Source organism: Enterococcus sp. MMGLQ5-1 (assembly GCF_013155265.1).
Taxonomy (GTDB): domain Bacteria; phylum Bacillota; class Bacilli; order Lactobacillales; family Streptococcaceae; genus MMGLQ5-1.
Genome location: NZ_JABJXU010000011.1, coordinates 32,692 through 49,711 on the forward strand (window position 1 = coordinate 32,692; position 17,020 = coordinate 49,711).

At 36.7% G+C, this 17,020-nt stretch carries 14 protein-coding genes; 10 read left to right on the plus strand and 4 right to left on the minus strand.

What is annotated here, in order from left to right; genetic code table 11:
- Positions 1-66 precede the first annotated feature (66 nt).
- The 6 genes from mltG (at position 67) to HOY35_RS10880 (ending at position 6,380) form a co-directional block, all read left to right on the plus strand.
- Positions 67-1,521 carry an endolytic transglycosylase MltG gene (gene mltG / locus HOY35_RS10855; RefSeq protein ID WP_172213649.1) on the plus strand — a complete coding sequence of 485 codons (1,455 nt, stop codon included), beginning with the start codon at positions 67-69 and terminating at the stop codon, positions 1,519-1,521.
- Positions 1,522-1,554: 33 nt separating this feature from the next.
- Positions 1,555-2,031, plus strand: a complete 477-nt coding sequence (gene greA / locus HOY35_RS10860; protein WP_172213647.1) for a transcription elongation factor GreA — start codon at positions 1,555-1,557, stop codon at positions 2,029-2,031.
- Positions 2,032-2,233: 202 nt separating this feature from the next.
- On the plus strand, positions 2,234-2,932 hold the full coding sequence (gene liaF, locus HOY35_RS10865; RefSeq protein WP_172213645.1) for a cell wall-active antibiotics response protein LiaF: 699 nt from the start codon (positions 2,234-2,236) through the stop codon (positions 2,930-2,932).
- The gene (locus tag HOY35_RS10870) at positions 2,929-3,981 is read left to right on the plus strand and encodes a sensor histidine kinase (protein WP_249641547.1); all 1,053 of its coding nucleotides are present in this window, start codon (positions 2,929-2,931) and stop codon (positions 3,979-3,981) included. Before liaF ends, HOY35_RS10870 begins: the two co-directional genes overlap by 4 nt.
- Positions 3,974-4,612 carry a response regulator transcription factor gene (locus tag HOY35_RS10875; RefSeq protein ID WP_172213643.1) on the plus strand — a complete coding sequence of 213 codons (639 nt, stop codon included), beginning with the start codon at positions 3,974-3,976 and terminating at the stop codon, positions 4,610-4,612. Before HOY35_RS10870 ends, HOY35_RS10875 begins: the two co-directional genes overlap by 8 nt.
- 61 nt (positions 4,613-4,673) lie before the next feature.
- Positions 4,674-6,380: a M3 family oligoendopeptidase gene (locus HOY35_RS10880; protein ID WP_172213641.1), complete on the plus strand. Its 1,707-nt coding sequence runs from the start codon at positions 4,674-4,676 to the stop codon at positions 6,378-6,380.
- 94 nt (positions 6,381-6,474) lie between these two features.
- Here the strand turns inward: HOY35_RS10880 and HOY35_RS10885 are convergent, their stop codons facing one another.
- Positions 6,475-7,359, minus strand: coding sequence for a cation diffusion facilitator family transporter (locus HOY35_RS10885; protein ID WP_172213639.1), 885 nt, complete (start codon positions 7,357-7,359; stop codon positions 6,475-6,477).
- 231 nt (positions 7,360-7,590) lie between these two features.
- Here HOY35_RS10885 and pcrA point away from each other — a divergent pair, with 231 nt between their 5' ends.
- The 4 genes from pcrA to HOY35_RS10905 all read left to right on the plus strand — a co-directional run bounded on the left by pcrA (position 7,591) and on the right by HOY35_RS10905 (position 12,658).
- Complete coding sequence (gene pcrA, locus HOY35_RS10890) at positions 7,591-9,825, plus strand: DNA helicase PcrA (protein ID WP_172213695.1); 2,235 nt, start codon at positions 7,591-7,593, stop codon at positions 9,823-9,825.
- A 7-nt stretch (positions 9,826-9,832) separates the two neighbouring features.
- Positions 9,833-10,738: a tRNA pseudouridine(55) synthase TruB gene (gene truB, locus HOY35_RS10895; RefSeq protein WP_172213637.1), complete on the plus strand. Its 906-nt coding sequence runs from the start codon at positions 9,833-9,835 to the stop codon at positions 10,736-10,738.
- A 38-nt stretch (positions 10,739-10,776) separates the two neighbouring features.
- The gene (gene ribF / locus HOY35_RS10900; protein WP_172213635.1) at positions 10,777-11,709 is read left to right on the plus strand and encodes a riboflavin biosynthesis protein RibF; all 933 of its coding nucleotides are present in this window, start codon (positions 10,777-10,779) and stop codon (positions 11,707-11,709) included.
- A gap of 427 nt (positions 11,710-12,136) precedes the next feature.
- A complete protein-coding gene (locus tag HOY35_RS10905; RefSeq protein ID WP_172213633.1) occupies positions 12,137-12,658 on the plus strand; it encodes a DUF805 domain-containing protein in 522 nt (173 codons plus the stop codon).
- Between the two features lie 219 nt (positions 12,659-12,877).
- On the opposite strand, the gene HOY35_RS10910 is transcribed toward HOY35_RS10905, so the two are convergent.
- The 3 genes from HOY35_RS10910 to HOY35_RS10920 all read right to left on the minus strand — a co-directional run bounded on the left by HOY35_RS10910 (position 12,878) and on the right by HOY35_RS10920 (position 16,868).
- Positions 12,878-14,305, minus strand: coding sequence for a sucrose-6-phosphate hydrolase (locus HOY35_RS10910; RefSeq protein WP_172213631.1), 1,428 nt, complete (start codon positions 14,303-14,305; stop codon positions 12,878-12,880).
- A 31-nt stretch (positions 14,306-14,336) separates the two neighbouring features.
- Positions 14,337-15,767 carry a PTS transporter subunit EIIC gene (locus HOY35_RS10915; RefSeq protein WP_172213629.1) on the minus strand — a complete coding sequence of 477 codons (1,431 nt, stop codon included), beginning with the start codon at positions 15,765-15,767 and terminating at the stop codon, positions 14,337-14,339.
- Positions 15,768-15,878: 111 nt separating this feature from the next.
- Complete coding sequence (locus HOY35_RS10920) at positions 15,879-16,868, minus strand: LacI family DNA-binding transcriptional regulator (protein WP_172213627.1); 990 nt, start codon at positions 16,866-16,868, stop codon at positions 15,879-15,881.
- Positions 16,869-17,020 lie beyond the last annotated feature (152 nt).

Genomic DNA, 17,020 nt, shown 5'->3' on the forward strand with positions numbered 1-17,020 from the left:
TGTTGCATATTATATAAAGCATTATTATTATTTGGCTTTGCTTTAGAGAGAAGAAAGGAGATTCCTTTGACGAATAGACAATCAGATGAATCTTTTAAAGAACAGATGCTTAAGAAATTAGCCCAAAGTCAAGAAAGCCATTACCATGAGGCTTCATCTATGGATGCTGCTGATTCTGATGCGCACTCTGACGATAAAATTAGTAAATCAGCAGATTTTAAAAGCACCGATCAAAATCCTGACCATTCAGGCAATTTAACTAGACGCAGTCAGAATTCGGTAAAGGCAAATCAAGCTACTGTAAAAGTTGATGACTTTGCTGGTGATTCGGATGAAAAAGGAGCTGAAACGACAATCAGAGCTAATAATAAAAAAGCTAAAAAGCAGGTGAAGAATCAAAAAACTCGCAAGAAGCGTGAAGATAGAATGGTTCGTCAGATAACCTTTGCAGTTATCATTGCTTTAATTGCCTTAATGTCATTAGGTGGCTATTTAGTTTATGATCATATTAGTACCGCTGTCCAGCCTTTAAATACTAAAGATAATCAGCAGATTACGGTTGATATCCCAATTGGTTCATCGAATAAAGAAATTGGAAACATTTTAGAAAAGAAAAAAATTATTCGTAGCGGTATGATTTTTAATTACTATACAAAATTTCATAATTTAGCTGGTTTTAAAGGCGGCTACTATAATTTCTCGCCTAATCAAACAATTGACGAGATTGCAGCAGCTTTGCAGGAGGGTGGTAGTGAAGAGCCACAAGCCGCGGTTGCTGGTAAAATATTAATTCCAGAGGGTTATACGATTGACCAGATTGCCGAGGCCGTTACAATTAATGTTAACGAAAAGAGTAAGCCGAAGTCTAAGTTTACCTCGGAGGCATTTAAACAGGTTATTACGAATCAAGATTTTATTAATAGTATGGTTCAAAAATATCCTGACTTACTAACAAGCGCTTCTCAAGCGACAGATGTTCGTTATGTACTGGAAGGCTATTTATTCCCGGCAACCTATGATTATGCCAAGGCAACAACAGTTCAAGAGCTTGTTGAGCAAATGATTTCAACCACTAATGATAAGCTAGAGCCTTATTATTCGACGATTCAAGAAAAAGGCTACACAGTCCAAGAGGTGCTGACCTTGGCCTCGCTAGTTGAAAAAGAGGGTGTCAAAACAGAGGACCGTCGAAAAATTGCTCAGGTATTCTTAAATCGCTTAGCGGCTGATATGCCGATTCAATCGGATATTTCAGTCTTGTATGCCCTGAATGAACATAAAGAATTGCTTTCAATTGATGATACAAAGGTAGATTCGCCTTATAATTTGTATTTGAATACAGGTTTTGGACCAGGACCATTTAATAGTCCGAGTCTAGAATCAATTCAGGCTGTTTTAACGCCTGAGGCGACAGATGATTTATATTTTGTGGCGGATACAAAAACGGGTGAGGTTTATTTTGCTAAGACATACGATGAGCATTTAGCTTTGGTTGAAAAGTATGTTAATAATCAAGAATAAAAAAATATTAATGGATGAATGGAGATAACAAATATGGCTGATAAAGTCTATCCGATGACCTTAGCGGGTAAAGAAAAATTAGAGGCAGAGCTAGAACATTTAAAAACTGTAACGCGTGGTGAAATTGTTGAACGGATTAAAATCGCACGTTCGTTTGGTGATTTATCCGAAAATTCAGAGTATGAATCTGCAAAAGATGAGCAAGCATTTGTTGAAGGTAAGATTCAAACCTTGGAAACGATGATTCGTTTTGCAGAAATTATTGATAATGATTCAGTTGCTGCAGATGAAGTTTCACTTGGTAAAGTGGTTACCTTTGTTGAGGATGGCGAAGAAGAGGCTTACACAATTGTTGGCTCTGCCGAAGCAGATCCCTTTGAAGGTAAGATTTCAAACGATTCCCCAATTGCTCAGGCCTTATTGGGCAAAAAAGTTGGTGACGATGTCACTGTTGTCACACCTAATGGTGAAATGAATGTTAAAATTACCAAGGTCGAATTAGCAAAATAGTTAGTTTTACGATAAATATAAAAAGAGCTTAGAATTATGTATCGTTCTTTGAAAGTTAGATTTTTAAGCTAGCTTTTAGGAGAGATTGCATCATGAACGAGCTCTTTTTTGTTATAATAGAATCACTTGGTTATTATTGCATCTTAAGTCTGATGATTTAGAGAGTAAACTCATATAAAATGTAGAATGGAGGCGATTAGTCATGAGAAATTTCAGAATATTCCTAGTAATCGAAGGCATTCTAATTTTTATGTCATTATTAACTATTCTACATAATAAGAGCTTTAGCGCATTCTTTGTTATTGGATTTATTTTATTATATTTAGGTTATAGAGGCTTGAAAAGAGGGCATTCTTCATCATTTTTAATGATAATTGGTAGTCTGGTGCTATTATTAACCTTGGTTACCAATATTTTTATTTGGCTAGCGGTCATTATTGCTTTTCTTTATTTCGCAAATGAGCAGAAAGAACGAATGCTGACTGAAAAGAAAATTTGCATTATTGAAACAGTGGCACCTGATAAGACAGTTCATAATCAGCTAATTCCATGGTTTGGAAATGTTGAGATTGGAAAAGAAACTTTTCAATGGGATGATATTAATATTGTTCAAGTTGCTGGTGATACAATTATTGATCTCGAAAATACAATTTTACCCAAGGAGGATAATATTGTTTTGATTCGTAAAGCCTTTGGCAAGACTAGAATTATTGTACCAAGTAATATCGGAATGAAAATTGAATACGCAACACTTTCAGGCAATTTAAAAATCAATCAGGTCTCAGAGCCAGTTGCCAATGGTATTATTACAAGATACGATGCCAATTATTATGAAAATTCAAAGCATATTAAAATTTATGTTAACTCAATATTGGGAGATGTCGAGGTGATTCGGACATGATTCATCTGCCTAGAAAGTTAGTAATGGTTTATGCGATTTTGGCAAATTTAATCGCAATGATGCTAATTTTACGTCTTTCATACAGCGGTAATAATTTAAACTTTTGGCAGGAAATCCTGCTATATCGTAGCTTTGGTATTCCTGTAATTGCCTATGTCCTTGTTTTATCAATGGTTTTAGGGCTGATTATTTATTTATTGGTCACCCTAACTGAATATAGCTATGATGAAAAAATTTCAGAGGATTTACATCGACTTGTTAGAGGTGATTATAAGCATTCTGTATATGAGGTAGAAGGCAATAATTTAGTTAGTAATGTTAAAATCCATCAAGATATAAGCTTATTGGCAGAAAAGCTGGCTCATATTTCAAGACAGCTTCAGGCGAACAGTCATGAAAGTCAAAGTACGCAGATGAAAGAAACGATTCTCAAAGAGGAACGGTCACGTTTATCGCGTGAACTGCATGATTCAGTATCTCAACAGCTTTTTGCAGCGACAATGATGCTGTCTGGTCTAAATCAGCAAGTAGACAAGCTATCTCACGATAAAATTAAATCACAATTAAATTTGATTGAAGAAGTCATTAATGATGCCCAAGCGGAAATGCGTGCCTTGTTACTACACCTTCGACCAGTTGAATTGAATGGTAAGCGCTTGAATGTCGGCATAGAAAATCTATTAAAGGAATTGAAAACAAAAATTCAGATCAATTTAATTTGGAAGCTTGAGGACATTCAGCTTCCAGAGATTATTGAGGATAATTTATTTAGAATTATGCAGGAATTAATTTCTAATACCTTGCGCCATTCCAAAGCGAAGGAATTGGAAGTATATTTAACAGAGAACGAGCATCAAGTTTTACTTCGAGTAATTGATGACGGTGTCGGCTTTGATGTTGATGAGGAAAAGGTAGCACATTATGGTTTGAAAAATATTAATGATCGTGTCCAGAGCCTTGGCGGCAAGCTAAAAATAGTTAGTATTAAAGGGCAGGGTACCAATGTTGAGATTAGGATTCCAATTGTAGAAAGAGGGCAAAATGATTAAAGTGCTATTAGTGGATGATCACCCAATGGTTCGTTTAGGTGTGGCAAGCTTTTTAAATTTACAGGATGATATTGAAGTGGTCGCTGAGGCTGATAATGGCTTGATTGGCTATGAAAAAGCAATTGCCTTACGTCCTGATATTGTATTGATGGATTTGGTTATGGATGTCATGGACGGCATTGAGTCAACTCAAAAAATACTGGCAGAGTGGCAAGAAGCGAAAATCGTGATTGTGACTAGCTTTATTGATGATGAGAAGGTAATTCCGGCAATCGAAGCAGGCGCAAGTGGATATTTACTTAAAAGCTCCTCGGCAGAAGAGATTGCTCAAGCCATTCGCAAGGTTTTTGCCGGTGAAAAGGTGTTAGAGCAGCCAGTGACCGACGTAGTCCTTAAAAACATGAGCAAAAAGCATGAAAAAAAGCTGCATGAGGATTTAACAGTTCGAGAAAAAGAAGTTTTACAGCTAATCGCTAAGGGCTATAGCAATCAAGAAATTGCAGATGAATTGTTTATTTCTTTGAAGACAGTTAAAACACATGTTTCAAATATATTATCTAAATTAATGGTAGAGGATCGAACGCAGGTTGCAATTTATGCCTTCAAGCACAATTTGGTAGCTGATGATTAATATTTTAATTATAATAAAGGTGTAATTAATTATTTGGAAAATAAATAAGGAGTAGGATTGAATGACGACTTTACAGGAATATCAGTATCATCGACCAGATTTTGAAAGTCTAAGTATTAAAATTTCGGGTTTAACAGCGGCCCTAGAAGCAGCCAAGACAGTAGCAATCGCTAATCAAATTATTGATGACTATATAAAAATCAGTAATAACATTGATACAATGTATAATCTGGCAGCCATTCGTTTTTCAATCAATATGGATGATCCTTTTTATAAAGCAGAAGATGATTATTGGAATGAATTTGGACCAAGGTTTGGTGAACTATCCTCGACTTTTTCTAAAGTGCTTGTTGAAAGTCCGTTAAAATCAGAGCTAGCAGCTTATTACCCTGAAACGATGTTTCTATTAGCAGAAAGTGAAGTTAAATCATTTAGTAATCAAATCGTTGAGTTAAAGCAAATCGAAAATCAATTGTCAACTCAGTATAATGAGCTAATTGGCTCGGCCCAAATTGAATTTCAAGGTGCGGTTTATACCTTGCCGCAGATGACTCAATTTACAACTGATCAAAAGCGATCAGTGCGCCGCATAGCGAACGAAGCTGTAACTGCATGGTACGTGCAGCACGAAGCAGAATTTGATCGAATATATGATGCGCTGGTCAAAAATCGTCATGCACAGGCGTTGAAAATGGGCTATGAAAACTATGCTGAAATGAGCCTTTATTTTAGACAACGCTTTGGTTACGATTTGAAGGACATCGCGAATTATCGCCAGCAAATCTTAGAAAAGGTTGTACCTGTCGCTGAGCAGCTATACCACAGACAAGCAAAACGTAATCAGCTCGTGAAGCCAATGTATTATGACTGGGCACTTGCCTTTCCTAAGGGTAATGCTAAGCCAATTGGCACAACAGAAGAAAAAGTTGCAATTGCTCAAAAAATGTACCATGAATTATCAAGTGAAACGGGCGAATTCTTTGATTTTCTAGCTGAGCATCAACTTTTAGATTTAGATAGTAAAAAGGGTAAGCAATCCGGTGGTTATTGCACCTATATTTATGATTATCAGAGTCCATTTATCTTTGCCAATTATAATGGAACGAGTGGCGATGTTGATGTTCTAACACATGAAGCTGGACACGCTTTTCAGGTTTATACAGCCGCAAAAAAAATCAGAGATGCGAGTCTTATTTGGCCAACGATTGAAGCAGCCGAAATTTTTAGTATGAGTATGGAATTTATTACTTGGCCCTGGATGAGTTCATTCTTTGGTGAATCAACCTTGAAATATCAGTTTTCTCATTTGTCAGATGCTTTACAATTTTTACCTTATGGTGTTTTGGTTGACCATTTTCAACAGACAGTCTATGAAAATCCACAATTTTCACCAGAGGAGAGGAAAAAGCTATGGCGCAAGTTAGAAAAGACATATTTGCCTCATAAGGATTATGCTGAATCAGCTGATTTAGAGCGGGGGATATACTGGTTCCGTCAAGGCCATATTTTTGATGTGCCTTTTTATTATATTGATTATACCTTGGCGCAGGTAGTCGCCTTCCAATTTTGGCAACGTTTTATTGTTGAAGAAGATCCAACCGCATGGTCAGACTATTTGAAAGTTGCTGAAGCTGGTGGGACGAAAACCTTCTTAGAAATTTTAGAAATGGCTCATTTAAAAAATCCATTTGAAGCTGGCGCATTAGATGACAGTATTTCAGCGATTTCTAATTATTTAGAAGCAATTAGTGAAACAGAGTTAAATTAATTTTTTTATTAAAAAGCCTTAAGTACTTGGAGAGCAATCTAAGGGTTAACATATCAGTTAATCCGCTTACTCTTCTTTTCCTTAAGGCTTTTATTTATTTTAAACCTTGATCTGGTTTATAAGGCTCCACATGAATATCTGCATCATAGACACCACATTTTTCCTGTAAACGCTGTTCAATCGTTTCAGTAATTTTATGGCTATCAAAAACAGTCATATTAGGATCCATATCTACTACAACATCCACAAAAATATTACTGCCATAGGTTCTGCCACGAATATCTACCACTTTTTTGACTTCTGGAATTTTTAATATTTCGGCGCGATAAGTCTCAACTAAGCTTTCATCAAACCCATCGGAAAGTGAAAAGGCACTGTCGGAGAAAATATCATAAGCTGTTTTAAAAATAAAGAAGGTAATTGCAACGGCACAAATTTTATCAAGAATTGGAAATTTTAAATAGCTTGCAATAATAGCAATGGTGGTTGCAATACTAGTTAAAGCATCGCTTAAATTATCCTTTGCTGCAGCTAATAGTCCTGTACTATTGACCTTGCTTGCAAGATTTCGATTGTAAAAATAGACTAATAGCATAACGATGGCGGAAAATATACCCACTAGGGCAGATAATGGATTAATTTCTTCGACCGTGTTTGAAAAAAGCTTTTGAATCATATTGCGGAGCACTTCAAATCCGACACCCAGCATGATAAAGCTTGTGATTAGGCTTGCGACACTTTCAATTTTCCAGTGACCATAAGCATGGTCATCATCTGCGGGCTTTCTTGCTAAACGTAGACCGATTAGTACGGTGACGTTTCCGAGAATATCCGTGATATTATTAAAGGCATCAGCAATCAGGGATTGTGAGTTGGCAAATTGACCGATACCTAGCTTAATGATTGATAAAATGATATAGGCAAAAATGCTGAGCATTGCGCCCTTTTCTGCTGTTCTTAATTCTTCGTAACGGTTCATAAATATCCCACCTAAAATAGATTTTAAAAAAAGACAATTGTATCAATTGTAACATAATTTGTTTAAAATACCTAAATGAAAAATCGAAAAAGTGAATAATCAATTGCAGGCTTATTGATCGACTAAAGATATTTTTAATCAATCGGAAATAACCTTCCTTCGATAAAATGCTATAATATATTGAGTGCTTTTTTGGAGGAATAAAAATTGACTAATAATTTATTGAAAAAAATGAACAAAGAGCAGGCTGAAGCAGTCAAAACGACTGAGGGACCACTTTTAATTATGGCTGGTGCAGGCTCTGGTAAAACTAGAGTTTTGACTCACCGAATTGCTTACTTAATTGAAGAAAAAGCAGTTAATCCATGGAATATTTTAGCGATTACCTTTACTAATAAGGCAGCTAAGGAAATGAAAAATCGGGTTGAGCAATTAATTGGTCCAAAGGATGTTTGGATTTCAACGTTCCATGCAATGTGTGTTCGGATTTTACGTCGCGATGGTGATAAAATTGGTTATAACCGTAATTTTACTATCATTGATCCAGGCGAGCAGCGAACCTTGATGAATCGAATTTTAAAGGAATTGGATTTAGATCCTAAAAAATGGAGTGCCCGGAATATTTTGGCAACCATCTCAAATGCTAAAAATGATTTACTAACAGCAGATGGTTATCAAGCACAAGCAGGGACAATGTATCATGAAATTGTTGCAAAATGTTACCAAAAATATCAGAAATACCTGCGTCAAAATGAGTCTATGGATTTTGATGATTTAATTATGAATACAATTCGTTTATTTGATGAGGACCAAGAAGCTTTACTTTATTATCAAGGTAAGTTTCAATACATTCATGTGGACGAATATCAAGATACCAACCATGCCCAGTATACGCTTGTTAAACAGCTCGCTAAACGCTTTAAGAATATTTGCGTGGTTGGTGATGCCGACCAAAGTATATATGGCTGGCGTGGTGCCGATATGAGTAATATTTTGGAGTTTGAGAAGGATTATCCAAAAACAAAAGTTATTTTATTAGAGGAAAATTATCGTTCAACAAAGAATATTTTAGCAGCAGCAAATAATGTGATTGAAAATAACATAAATCGACGACCTAAAAAGCTGTGGACGCAAAATCAAACAGGCGAAAAAATCATCTACTATCGGGCTCAATCGGAAAGAGAAGAGGCTGAGTTTATTGTCAGTCAAATTCAATTATTACAAGAAGCAGGCAAGAGCTTAAATGATTTTGCAGTGCTCTATCGGACTAATGCTCAATCTCGAATTATTGAAGAAATTTTTCTTAAGTCAAATATTTCATATACAATGGTTGGCGGACAAAAATTCTATGATCGTAAGGAAATCAAAGACGTTATTGCATATCTTAATATCCTAGCTAATCCAAGTGATTCTATCAGCTTTGAGCGAGTGATTAATTCACCGAAGCGCGGCGTTGGTGGTGTCAGCCTAGCAAAGATGCGAGAATATGCTGATATTTATGGACAATCAATGCTAGAAACGGCGGCTAATGCGATAATGGCTGGATTAAAGGGCAAAACGGCAACGGCGGTCAGTCAGTTTGCAATGCTGATTGCTGAATTGATGGCCGATTTAGATCAGCTTTCGATTACTGAAATCGTGGAAAAGGTACTGGACCAATCTGGTTATCTACAAGATTTAAAAAATCAAAATAATTTAGAAAGCCAGACAAGACTTGAAAACATTCAAGAATTCTTAACGGTAACCCAAAATTTTGATAAGACGGATGATGGTAGCGATGCATCTGGACAGGATAAGCTCGCGCGCTTTTTAAATGATTTAGCCCTAGTCAGTGATTTAGATGAGGTTGAAGAAAGTGCGCAGCAGGTAACTCTGATGACGCTCCATGCAGCAAAAGGGCTGGAGTTTTCAATTGTTTTCCTAATTGGTATGGAGGAGGGCATTTTCCCACTAAGCCGTGCAAGTGAGGACGAGTCGGAGCTAGAAGAAGAACGGCGCTTGGCTTATGTTGGTATTACACGTGCTGAACAGCGCTTATATTTAACCAATGCAAGCAGTAGAACGCTTTATGGCAAGACAAATTATAACCCGGCCTCCCGTTTTTTAGAGGAAATTGATGAGCAATATATTCAGCCCTCAGGCATTGCACAGCGCGGTGGTAATAGCTATAATGCTAGCTATTCAAATACTAATCGTGGGCAGTCTGGCTTTAGCAGTGGACAAGGTCGTAGCCTTTCAGAGCTTTTCAAGAAACCAGCTGCAGCAAAGCAGGCAGCGCAGCCCAAAATTTCTGAAAAAAATCACGAATCTTTCAAGATTGGGGATCGTGTCAATCATAAGTCGTGGGGAGAAGGTACGGTTGTCAAAATTAGTGGCTCCGAGGATTCTCAAGAACTAGATATTGCATTTAAAAGCAAAGGTATTAAGCGTGTCCTTGCCAAATTTGCACCGATTGAGAAGCTGTGAGGTTGTGATGGAAGGAATTATTAATTTATATAAGGAATCGGGAATGACCAGTCATGATTGTGTCTTTAAGCTAAGAAAAATTTTACAGACAAAAAAAATTGGTCATGGTGGGACACTAGATCCTGATGTTGAGGGTGTTTTACCAATTTGTGTTGGGCGTGCTACGAAGGTAATTGAATATATGGTTGATTCAGGCAAGACCTATGAAGGTGAAATTACCTTAGGTTATTCAACAACAACTGAGGATGCTAGCGGTGACATGGTAGAAAAACAACAATTAGTGCACCCTTTTTCTGAAGCGGAAATTAAGTCAGCGATGCAAACATTTTTGGGCGAACAGCTTCAAATCCCTCCGATGTATTCGGCGGTTAAGGTCAACGGACGCAGGCTATACGAATATGCCAGAAAAAATGAAGTCGTTGAACGTCCGATTAGAAAAATTAATGTTACCAGCTTTCAATTAATTGATGAGCCACGGTTTGAAGATGGGCTACAACGGTTCAATTTTCGTGTTTGCTGCTCTAAAGGAACCTATGTCAGAACCTTGGCGGTTGATTTAGGAGAAAAGCTTGGTATACCAAGTCATATGAGCTTTTTAAGGCGAACCGAAGCAGCAGGCTTAACCGTTAACGAAGCACTAAAATTGTCGGAGCTTGAAGTGAGATATCAAAAAAGGGATTTATCCTTTTTAAAGCCTATTGAATTAGGTATTCAAAATCTTGTGTCTGTATCTGTTTCAGAAGCGCAGTTTAATCAACTCAAAAATGGTGGCAAATTTTTAATGAGTGATTTTGGCTTTGAAAAGCGACCTATTGTGCCAATTGCTGTCTTCTTTCAAGATAAATTAGTTGCGATTTATATCGCACACCCTGAAAAAAAAGATATTTTAAAGCCTAGTAAGGTCTTGGTTTAGAATTAATATGTTTATTGTTTGTTAAGGTAGGAGTTGTTATGGAAACAATTTATTTACATCATCCAGTGGCGGTAGAATTTTTACCAGTTGAACCACTTGTGATGGTATTAGGCTATTTTGATGGTATCCACCTTGGTCATCAGGCAGTGATAGAAAAAGCTAAAAAGGTTGCTGATGCGCACAATTTACCTTTAGCGGTGCTGACCTTTACTCAGCATCCTTCAATTGTCTTTAAAAAATTTAATCAAGAAAAAATGATGAAGCATCTAGTTTCGCCAGAGGATCGAATTGAAGAGTTTGAACATTTGGGTATTGATTTACTTTATATGGTAGAATTCACTTCAAAGCTGGCTAATTTATCACCAGAAGATTTTATTAATCAATATTTACGTGATTTTAAAACTAAAATTGTTGTGACAGGCTTTGATTATACCTTTGGTAAAACAGCTGGCGTTGCTGAATTAAAAGCTCTATCACAAGAAATTGAGGTCATTACAGTACCCAAATTTACATTAGATAATGAAAAGGTCAGCTCGACTCGTATCCGAGAAGCTTTAGACTGTGGTGATGTCGAGCTAGCCAATCGTTTGCTTGGCAGACCCTATCAATTTTCTGGTTTAGTTGTGCATGGCGAGGCGCGGGGACGAACGCTGGGCTTTCCGACAGCAAATCTTGAATTTGAGCGTTATGTATATGAGCCAGAAGTCGGTGTTTATGTTGTTGACATTGAGATTTACGGTGTGCATTATCGGGGTGCTGCCTCAATTGGCTATAATGATACTTTTGGCGCCAATCTGCGCAAGACAATCGAAGTCTACATTTTAGATTTTAATGAAGAAATTTATGGTGAAACAGTCAAAGTGAAATGGTTATCTAAAATTAGAGACATGGTTAAATTTACCAGTATTGAAGCGCTAGTTGACCAGTTAAAATCAGATGAAGCAGTTGCTCGGTCCTATCAGCCAAAATAGCTTTTCACAAATTACACTACTAACGTCATTAGCCTCAATTTTATGATAAGATTACCCTGCGAGGGTTAGTATAATGCTAATTTCGAAGGGTATTTTACTATGGACAGCTTGTTTTCTTGCGAAAATGGTATTATTTGTCGGAAAGAATACCAAATTTACGTGGAGGGAGCTATTTTTATGCGAATAGTCCAATGTTTCCTAGAAAGAATGCAAAATTCACGTTATAATTGCTATTTTCGGGCGAATAATTCAGTCTTTCTCGAAAATAATCTTTAAGTCTCGTTTAAGCTATCCGTTATATTATTAATTTATCCCAAATAATTAATCTTTTTCATAAACTCCGACCACTATCAGAAATGATGGTGGATTTTGTTGCTGTTTTTATGTTATTATATCTTAGCAATTGTTATTTTAGGAGGAAAATATTTTGATTAATGCTTATAAGAATTTTTGGAAAAATTATACAAATTTTTACGGAAAAGCAACTAGAAGTGACTATTGGTTAGTGGTATTGGCTAATTTTTTAATCTATCTTATCCCTACTACGCTTTTAATTATAATATTATCTACATCAATTAGTGCATCATACTACGGTGAACCAAGTACTGGTGCAATTATGAGCTGTATCGGTCTGGGTATACTTATGTTTGTTTACTTTGTTGCAACTTTGGTCGCTAATGTTGCCATTCAAATTAGACGTTTGAGAGATGCAGGGTTACCCTGGGGGCTATTCTTTTTGAATTTTATCCCATATATTGGTGGTTTAGTTACGTTGGTTTTATACTGCATGCCTTCAAGTAAAACGGATTTCAAGTCGACCAGTATTAATGTTACTAAAGTTGTCGAAAAATCTGAGGCTGAAAAATTAAAGGAATGGGAGCAATTGTTTGAAGCTGGCACAATTACTCAAGAAGAATACGATAAGAAGAAAAAAGAATTATTAAATTAATAGTCTAATTAAGTATTTCTTTGAATGAAGATGACTTGGTATTCGTAATATTGATGAAAAATAATCGTTAAAAAGCTTAGTAAAAATCTGTATAGGTGCTTTTTATTATCTTATAATACATTTTTCTTAAAAAATATTAGGATAAACTTATTTCAGAATTTTGTTAAGCAATGTGATATATAAAATATACCTGAAACGAACATCGTTTCAGGTATATTTTTAAATTTTATACTGACCATAGGAAGCCCTTGTATCACAATCGAGTAATTGAAGCTTACCAACATTATCCTGAAAGCTTCTAAAGGAAAACGTTCTTTCGCCTTCGTTTAAATAAATTTCGACAAATGAATTATCTACAAAAATATCTACAGCATTAAGCTTTTCAATTTTTGCCTGACGCAGCTCACCATATTCTGAGTCAATTTGCATTGCAAGTCCCGCTCTTGAGAGGGTTACGAGTGATGTTGTTGAATCATATTTGAGTGTCCACTTATCATTTTTGTCACCGATAGCAATATTATAGTTACCCTCAAGATGCAGACGGTAGTATCTTGATTCAATTTGCAGGTCTTTTGAATTAATAGGTGTGAGTTCATCAAACGCAGCGAGTAATTCTGGAACAGGGAATCGATATAGCTTATTGGCATTGATTGTCAGCTTTTGAGGCATCGTCAAACCGTGCTTCCATTTTTCTTGGTCAGTTGTATAAATCGGCTCGCCACAGCCAAACCAAGCAAAGCTGATTGCTTGGTGGTGCTCACCATAGAATGCCTGAGGTGCATAGTAATCAAAGCCACTGTCAATCTCTAACACTTCATCGCTTGAACTGACAAATTTTAAGTTTTCAATATCTAAGTGACCAACGAGCTGTACAGTTGCAAACCGATTTTTAAATTGAAGTGCCGTTTCAGAAATGCCCATTGGCGATAGCATCAATACATCTTGCCCATCGACTTTGATCAGGCTTGGGCATTCGAGCATATAGCCTGTATCAATTGGTAAATCAATTAAACCGAGATAGTGCCAGTCATAGAGATTTTCACTTTGATAGATTAAGAGTACCCCTTCATCACCAAAGCCATTACGACTGACGCCATTGAACTTACCGCCACCAAGCAGCATATAAAATTGCTGATTTCTCTTAAAAACAAATGGGTCACGTAGCTCACCAGATAAGCCATCAGGGGCGCCGTCGATAATTGGTTTGTCTAATTTTTCAATCTTCCCATCAGAAGACATGATTGCCATCGCCTGTTTGGCAATTTTTCCAGCTGACGTTTTATAATTTGCCGTATAAAATAAGAAAAGATGTCCGTCATGTTCAATTGCATTGCCAGAGTAGCAGCCATTTTTTTCAAACTCTTGATCGGGAATTAATGCTATTTCTTGGTCGCTCCAATGGATTAAATCTTTAGATGCTGTATGTCCCCAATGCTTTAAACCGTGTACGGCATCAAATGGATACCATTGAAAGAAAACATGATACTTACCTTCAAAATAGGCGAGACCGTTTGGATCATTCATTAAGCCTGCTTTAGGATAAATATGATATTTAGGTAAATACTGACTTCTGCTGACCTGATTTTCTAATTCTGATAAGATTTCTTGATCCTCAGCGCGGTAATACTTTTCTTTCGCATTAATCATCGTTAATTATTGCTCGCTTTCTATCTATTAATTATATCTCAGCACCAGCGACCCCTTTGATTTTGTTATAAATAACTAAAAAGGCGATTGGTACAGCAAAGGCAACTAAACAACCAAGGATATAGTGAATCATCACAGGAGGATTAACAATAGTAATACCTGGAATGCCTGTTAAACCGAAGCCTAAGGCTTTAACATCAAAAATTTTCATATAGGCGCCTCCAATACCAGCACCAATTACACCTGAAATAAATGGAATGATTGAGTCCTTTAAATTGACTGCAAAAATTGCAGGTTCACTGACACCAACTAAGGTTGGAATAAAGCTAGAAACAGCAATTTCACGACGTTTTGATTTTTTCTTAGCTAAAAAGAACATCCCCATTGCAGCGCCACCCTGTGAAATAATCGAAACTGCCCAGAGTGGTTGAATGTAGTTGAAGCCAGTTTCTGAAAGAAGCTGTGCTTCGATTGAACCAATCATATGATGTGTTCCTGTAATTACCAAGGGTTGAAGTAATGCTGCAAAGATGGCGGCACCAAATACACCAGCCTTAATATATAGGAAGTTGGCAACACTACCAATACCAGCTGCGACAATATCACCTAACGGACCAAAGACTAGGAATAGTGCTAAGGATGATACTAGAATTGTAATGGCAGGTACAAAGATAAAGGTCAGCATTTCTGGAATGCGCTTAGTGATAAATTTCTCAAATTTTGCCATAAATAATGAGCTTAAAATTGCAGGAAAGATACCACCCTGAAAGGCAACCTGTGGAATTTCTAAGCCAAATAGGTTCCAGCTTGCGACATTATCTAAATTACCTTGCATGTAATCAAAGCGATTGGCAAGATCTGGATGAACGAGAATTAAACCAAGAATAATACCGAAAACAGGATTGCCACCAAATCTTTTAGTAGCAGAATAAGCAACAAAGACTGGTAAGAAATTAAGACCTGTGGCAATAATATTTAGAAAGCTTGAAATATCCTCTGCCCAACGATAGTTATCGGCAAGACTACCCTCTAAGCCAAAAATACCTGTTGTATTAAAAATTGCTCGAATGCCGAGCAGCATTGCACAACCAACAATGGCTGGAATTAAGGCAACAAAGATATCTGAGAAGGCCTTGAAAAATTCCATTGTTCGTCCTTTAAGCGATTTATCAACCGGACCAGCTGGCGCTGTCTTTTGCTCACCACCCAAATCACCAATACCAGTTTCTTTAACAAATGCTTCATAGACACGATCGACTAAGCCGGTGCCAAAAACAATTTGTAGTTGACCCTTGTTAAAAAATACACCCTTGGCACCTTCGACATTCTCTAGTTTTTCTTTGTCAAATTTTTCTTGATTTAGTGTTAAACGAAGTCTGGTTACACAATGTGTTGCTCCCGAAATATTTTCTTTGCCACCTGCTGCCGTTACAATTTCTTCGACAATTTGTTTGTAGTCCATGGTAACTCTCCTTTAGTAGTTTTTTATTTTTGGAACGTTCCAACTATAATTTTATTATACATGGAACGTTCCAAAAATCAAGCGTTTTCATAAAAAAAAAACAACGAACTATTAAATATGCTTAGTCGTTGTAAAATTACCAAATTTGACTGGTAAGATATTTTTTTGCTGTGGTGAATCTGGCTTTTTAATGGCAATTCTTAAAAGCTCTGCTACACTGATTTCAGCAATTTTTTCAACATCCTGAATGATGGTTGAGATATAAAGCTGCTGACTTGCAAAGCCTTTAGCACCGTCAAATCCAATTAATTGGACGTCCTCTGGAATTGTCCAATTGAGCTTTGCGAAGCTACGATAGATGTATTCAGCATAGCGATCAGTTGCTGCAAAAATGCCATCATAGCGGCAATCATTTTGGTAGGCCTTTAGTAAAAACTGTTCGAGTCTTTTTGGGAAATCCTTAGAGTTCCCCTTGTCTAAATGGACTTCAAAGTCAATTTTTTGATGCTGGCAATAGTCCACAAAACCGTTAATCCGCTCTGTAATTCCTAGGTTATTTGGTAAATGCCTAACAACCATTAATAGCTTTTTAGCGCCGCGCCGATCTAATTCCTTGGCAGCTAATTGCGCACCACCAAAATTATCACTTGTCACAAAGGGTACTTTTTCATTTAGATAGCGCTCAATTGAAACAATCGGTAAATCAGAGGTAATATATGGCGTGATATCACTATAAGTAATCGTAATAATGCCTCTGACCTTTTGCTCCCTTGCCATTTTTAGATAATCTAGCTCTAAATTATAGTCGTTTTGTGAATTACATAGTAGCATTTTATAATTTTTTTTTTGTAAGGCTAGCTGAACGTAATAGGTTAATTCCGCAAAGAAGGGTGTCCAAATGGTCGGCAAAATAAAGGCTATTAGGTCGCTATCTTGTCTTTTAAGCGCTCTAGCCGCTTGATTGGGGACATAATGAAGTGCTTCGATTGCCATTTCAATGCGGTCAGCTGAAGCCTGCTTGATTTTAATGCCATTGATATAGTTTGATACTGTGCCACGCGAGACCTTGGCTAATTTAGCAACATCATTCATATTTGCCATTAGCAGTTGCCCCTTTCATCCTCAAATTTTCAAATATTTAATAATCCAATTTTAACATAATTCATGGAAAAATAATGGTTGTCAAGGGCTTTTTAACCGAGAGTTCAATAAAAATAGCCATCAACCGATTTATAGGTTTGGCTATCTTAGCT

Excerpts from the sequence above, each read along its gene's own strand:
- pcrA (WP_172213695.1), top strand. The coding sequence starts at position 7,591 with ATGAACAAAGAGCAGGCTGAAGCAGTCAAAACGACTGAGGGACCACTT.
- HOY35_RS10875 (WP_172213643.1), top strand. The coding sequence starts at position 3,974 with ATGATTAAAGTGCTATTAGTGGATGATCACCCAATGGTTCGTTTAGGT.
- HOY35_RS10920 (WP_172213627.1), bottom strand. The coding sequence starts at position 16,868 with ATGGCAAATATGAATGATGTTGCTAAATTAGCCAAGGTCTCGCGTGGC.
- HOY35_RS10885 (WP_172213639.1), bottom strand. The coding sequence starts at position 7,359 with ATGAACCGTTACGAAGAATTAAGAACAGCAGAAAAGGGCGCAATGCTC.
- ribF (WP_172213635.1), top strand. The coding sequence starts at position 10,777 with ATGGAAACAATTTATTTACATCATCCAGTGGCGGTAGAATTTTTACCA.
- HOY35_RS10915 (WP_172213629.1), bottom strand. The coding sequence starts at position 15,767 with ATGGACTACAAACAAATTGTCGAAGAAATTGTAACGGCAGCAGGTGGC.
- truB (WP_172213637.1), top strand. The coding sequence starts at position 9,833 with ATGGAAGGAATTATTAATTTATATAAGGAATCGGGAATGACCAGTCAT.
- liaF (WP_172213645.1), top strand. The coding sequence starts at position 2,234 with ATGAGAAATTTCAGAATATTCCTAGTAATCGAAGGCATTCTAATTTTT.
- HOY35_RS10870 (WP_249641547.1), top strand. The coding sequence starts at position 2,929 with ATGATTCATCTGCCTAGAAAGTTAGTAATGGTTTATGCGATTTTGGCA.
- HOY35_RS10910 (WP_172213631.1), bottom strand. The coding sequence starts at position 14,305 with ATGATTAATGCGAAAGAAAAGTATTACCGCGCTGAGGATCAAGAAATC.
- greA (WP_172213647.1), top strand. The coding sequence starts at position 1,555 with ATGGCTGATAAAGTCTATCCGATGACCTTAGCGGGTAAAGAAAAATTA.
- HOY35_RS10880 (WP_172213641.1), top strand. The coding sequence starts at position 4,674 with ATGACGACTTTACAGGAATATCAGTATCATCGACCAGATTTTGAAAGT.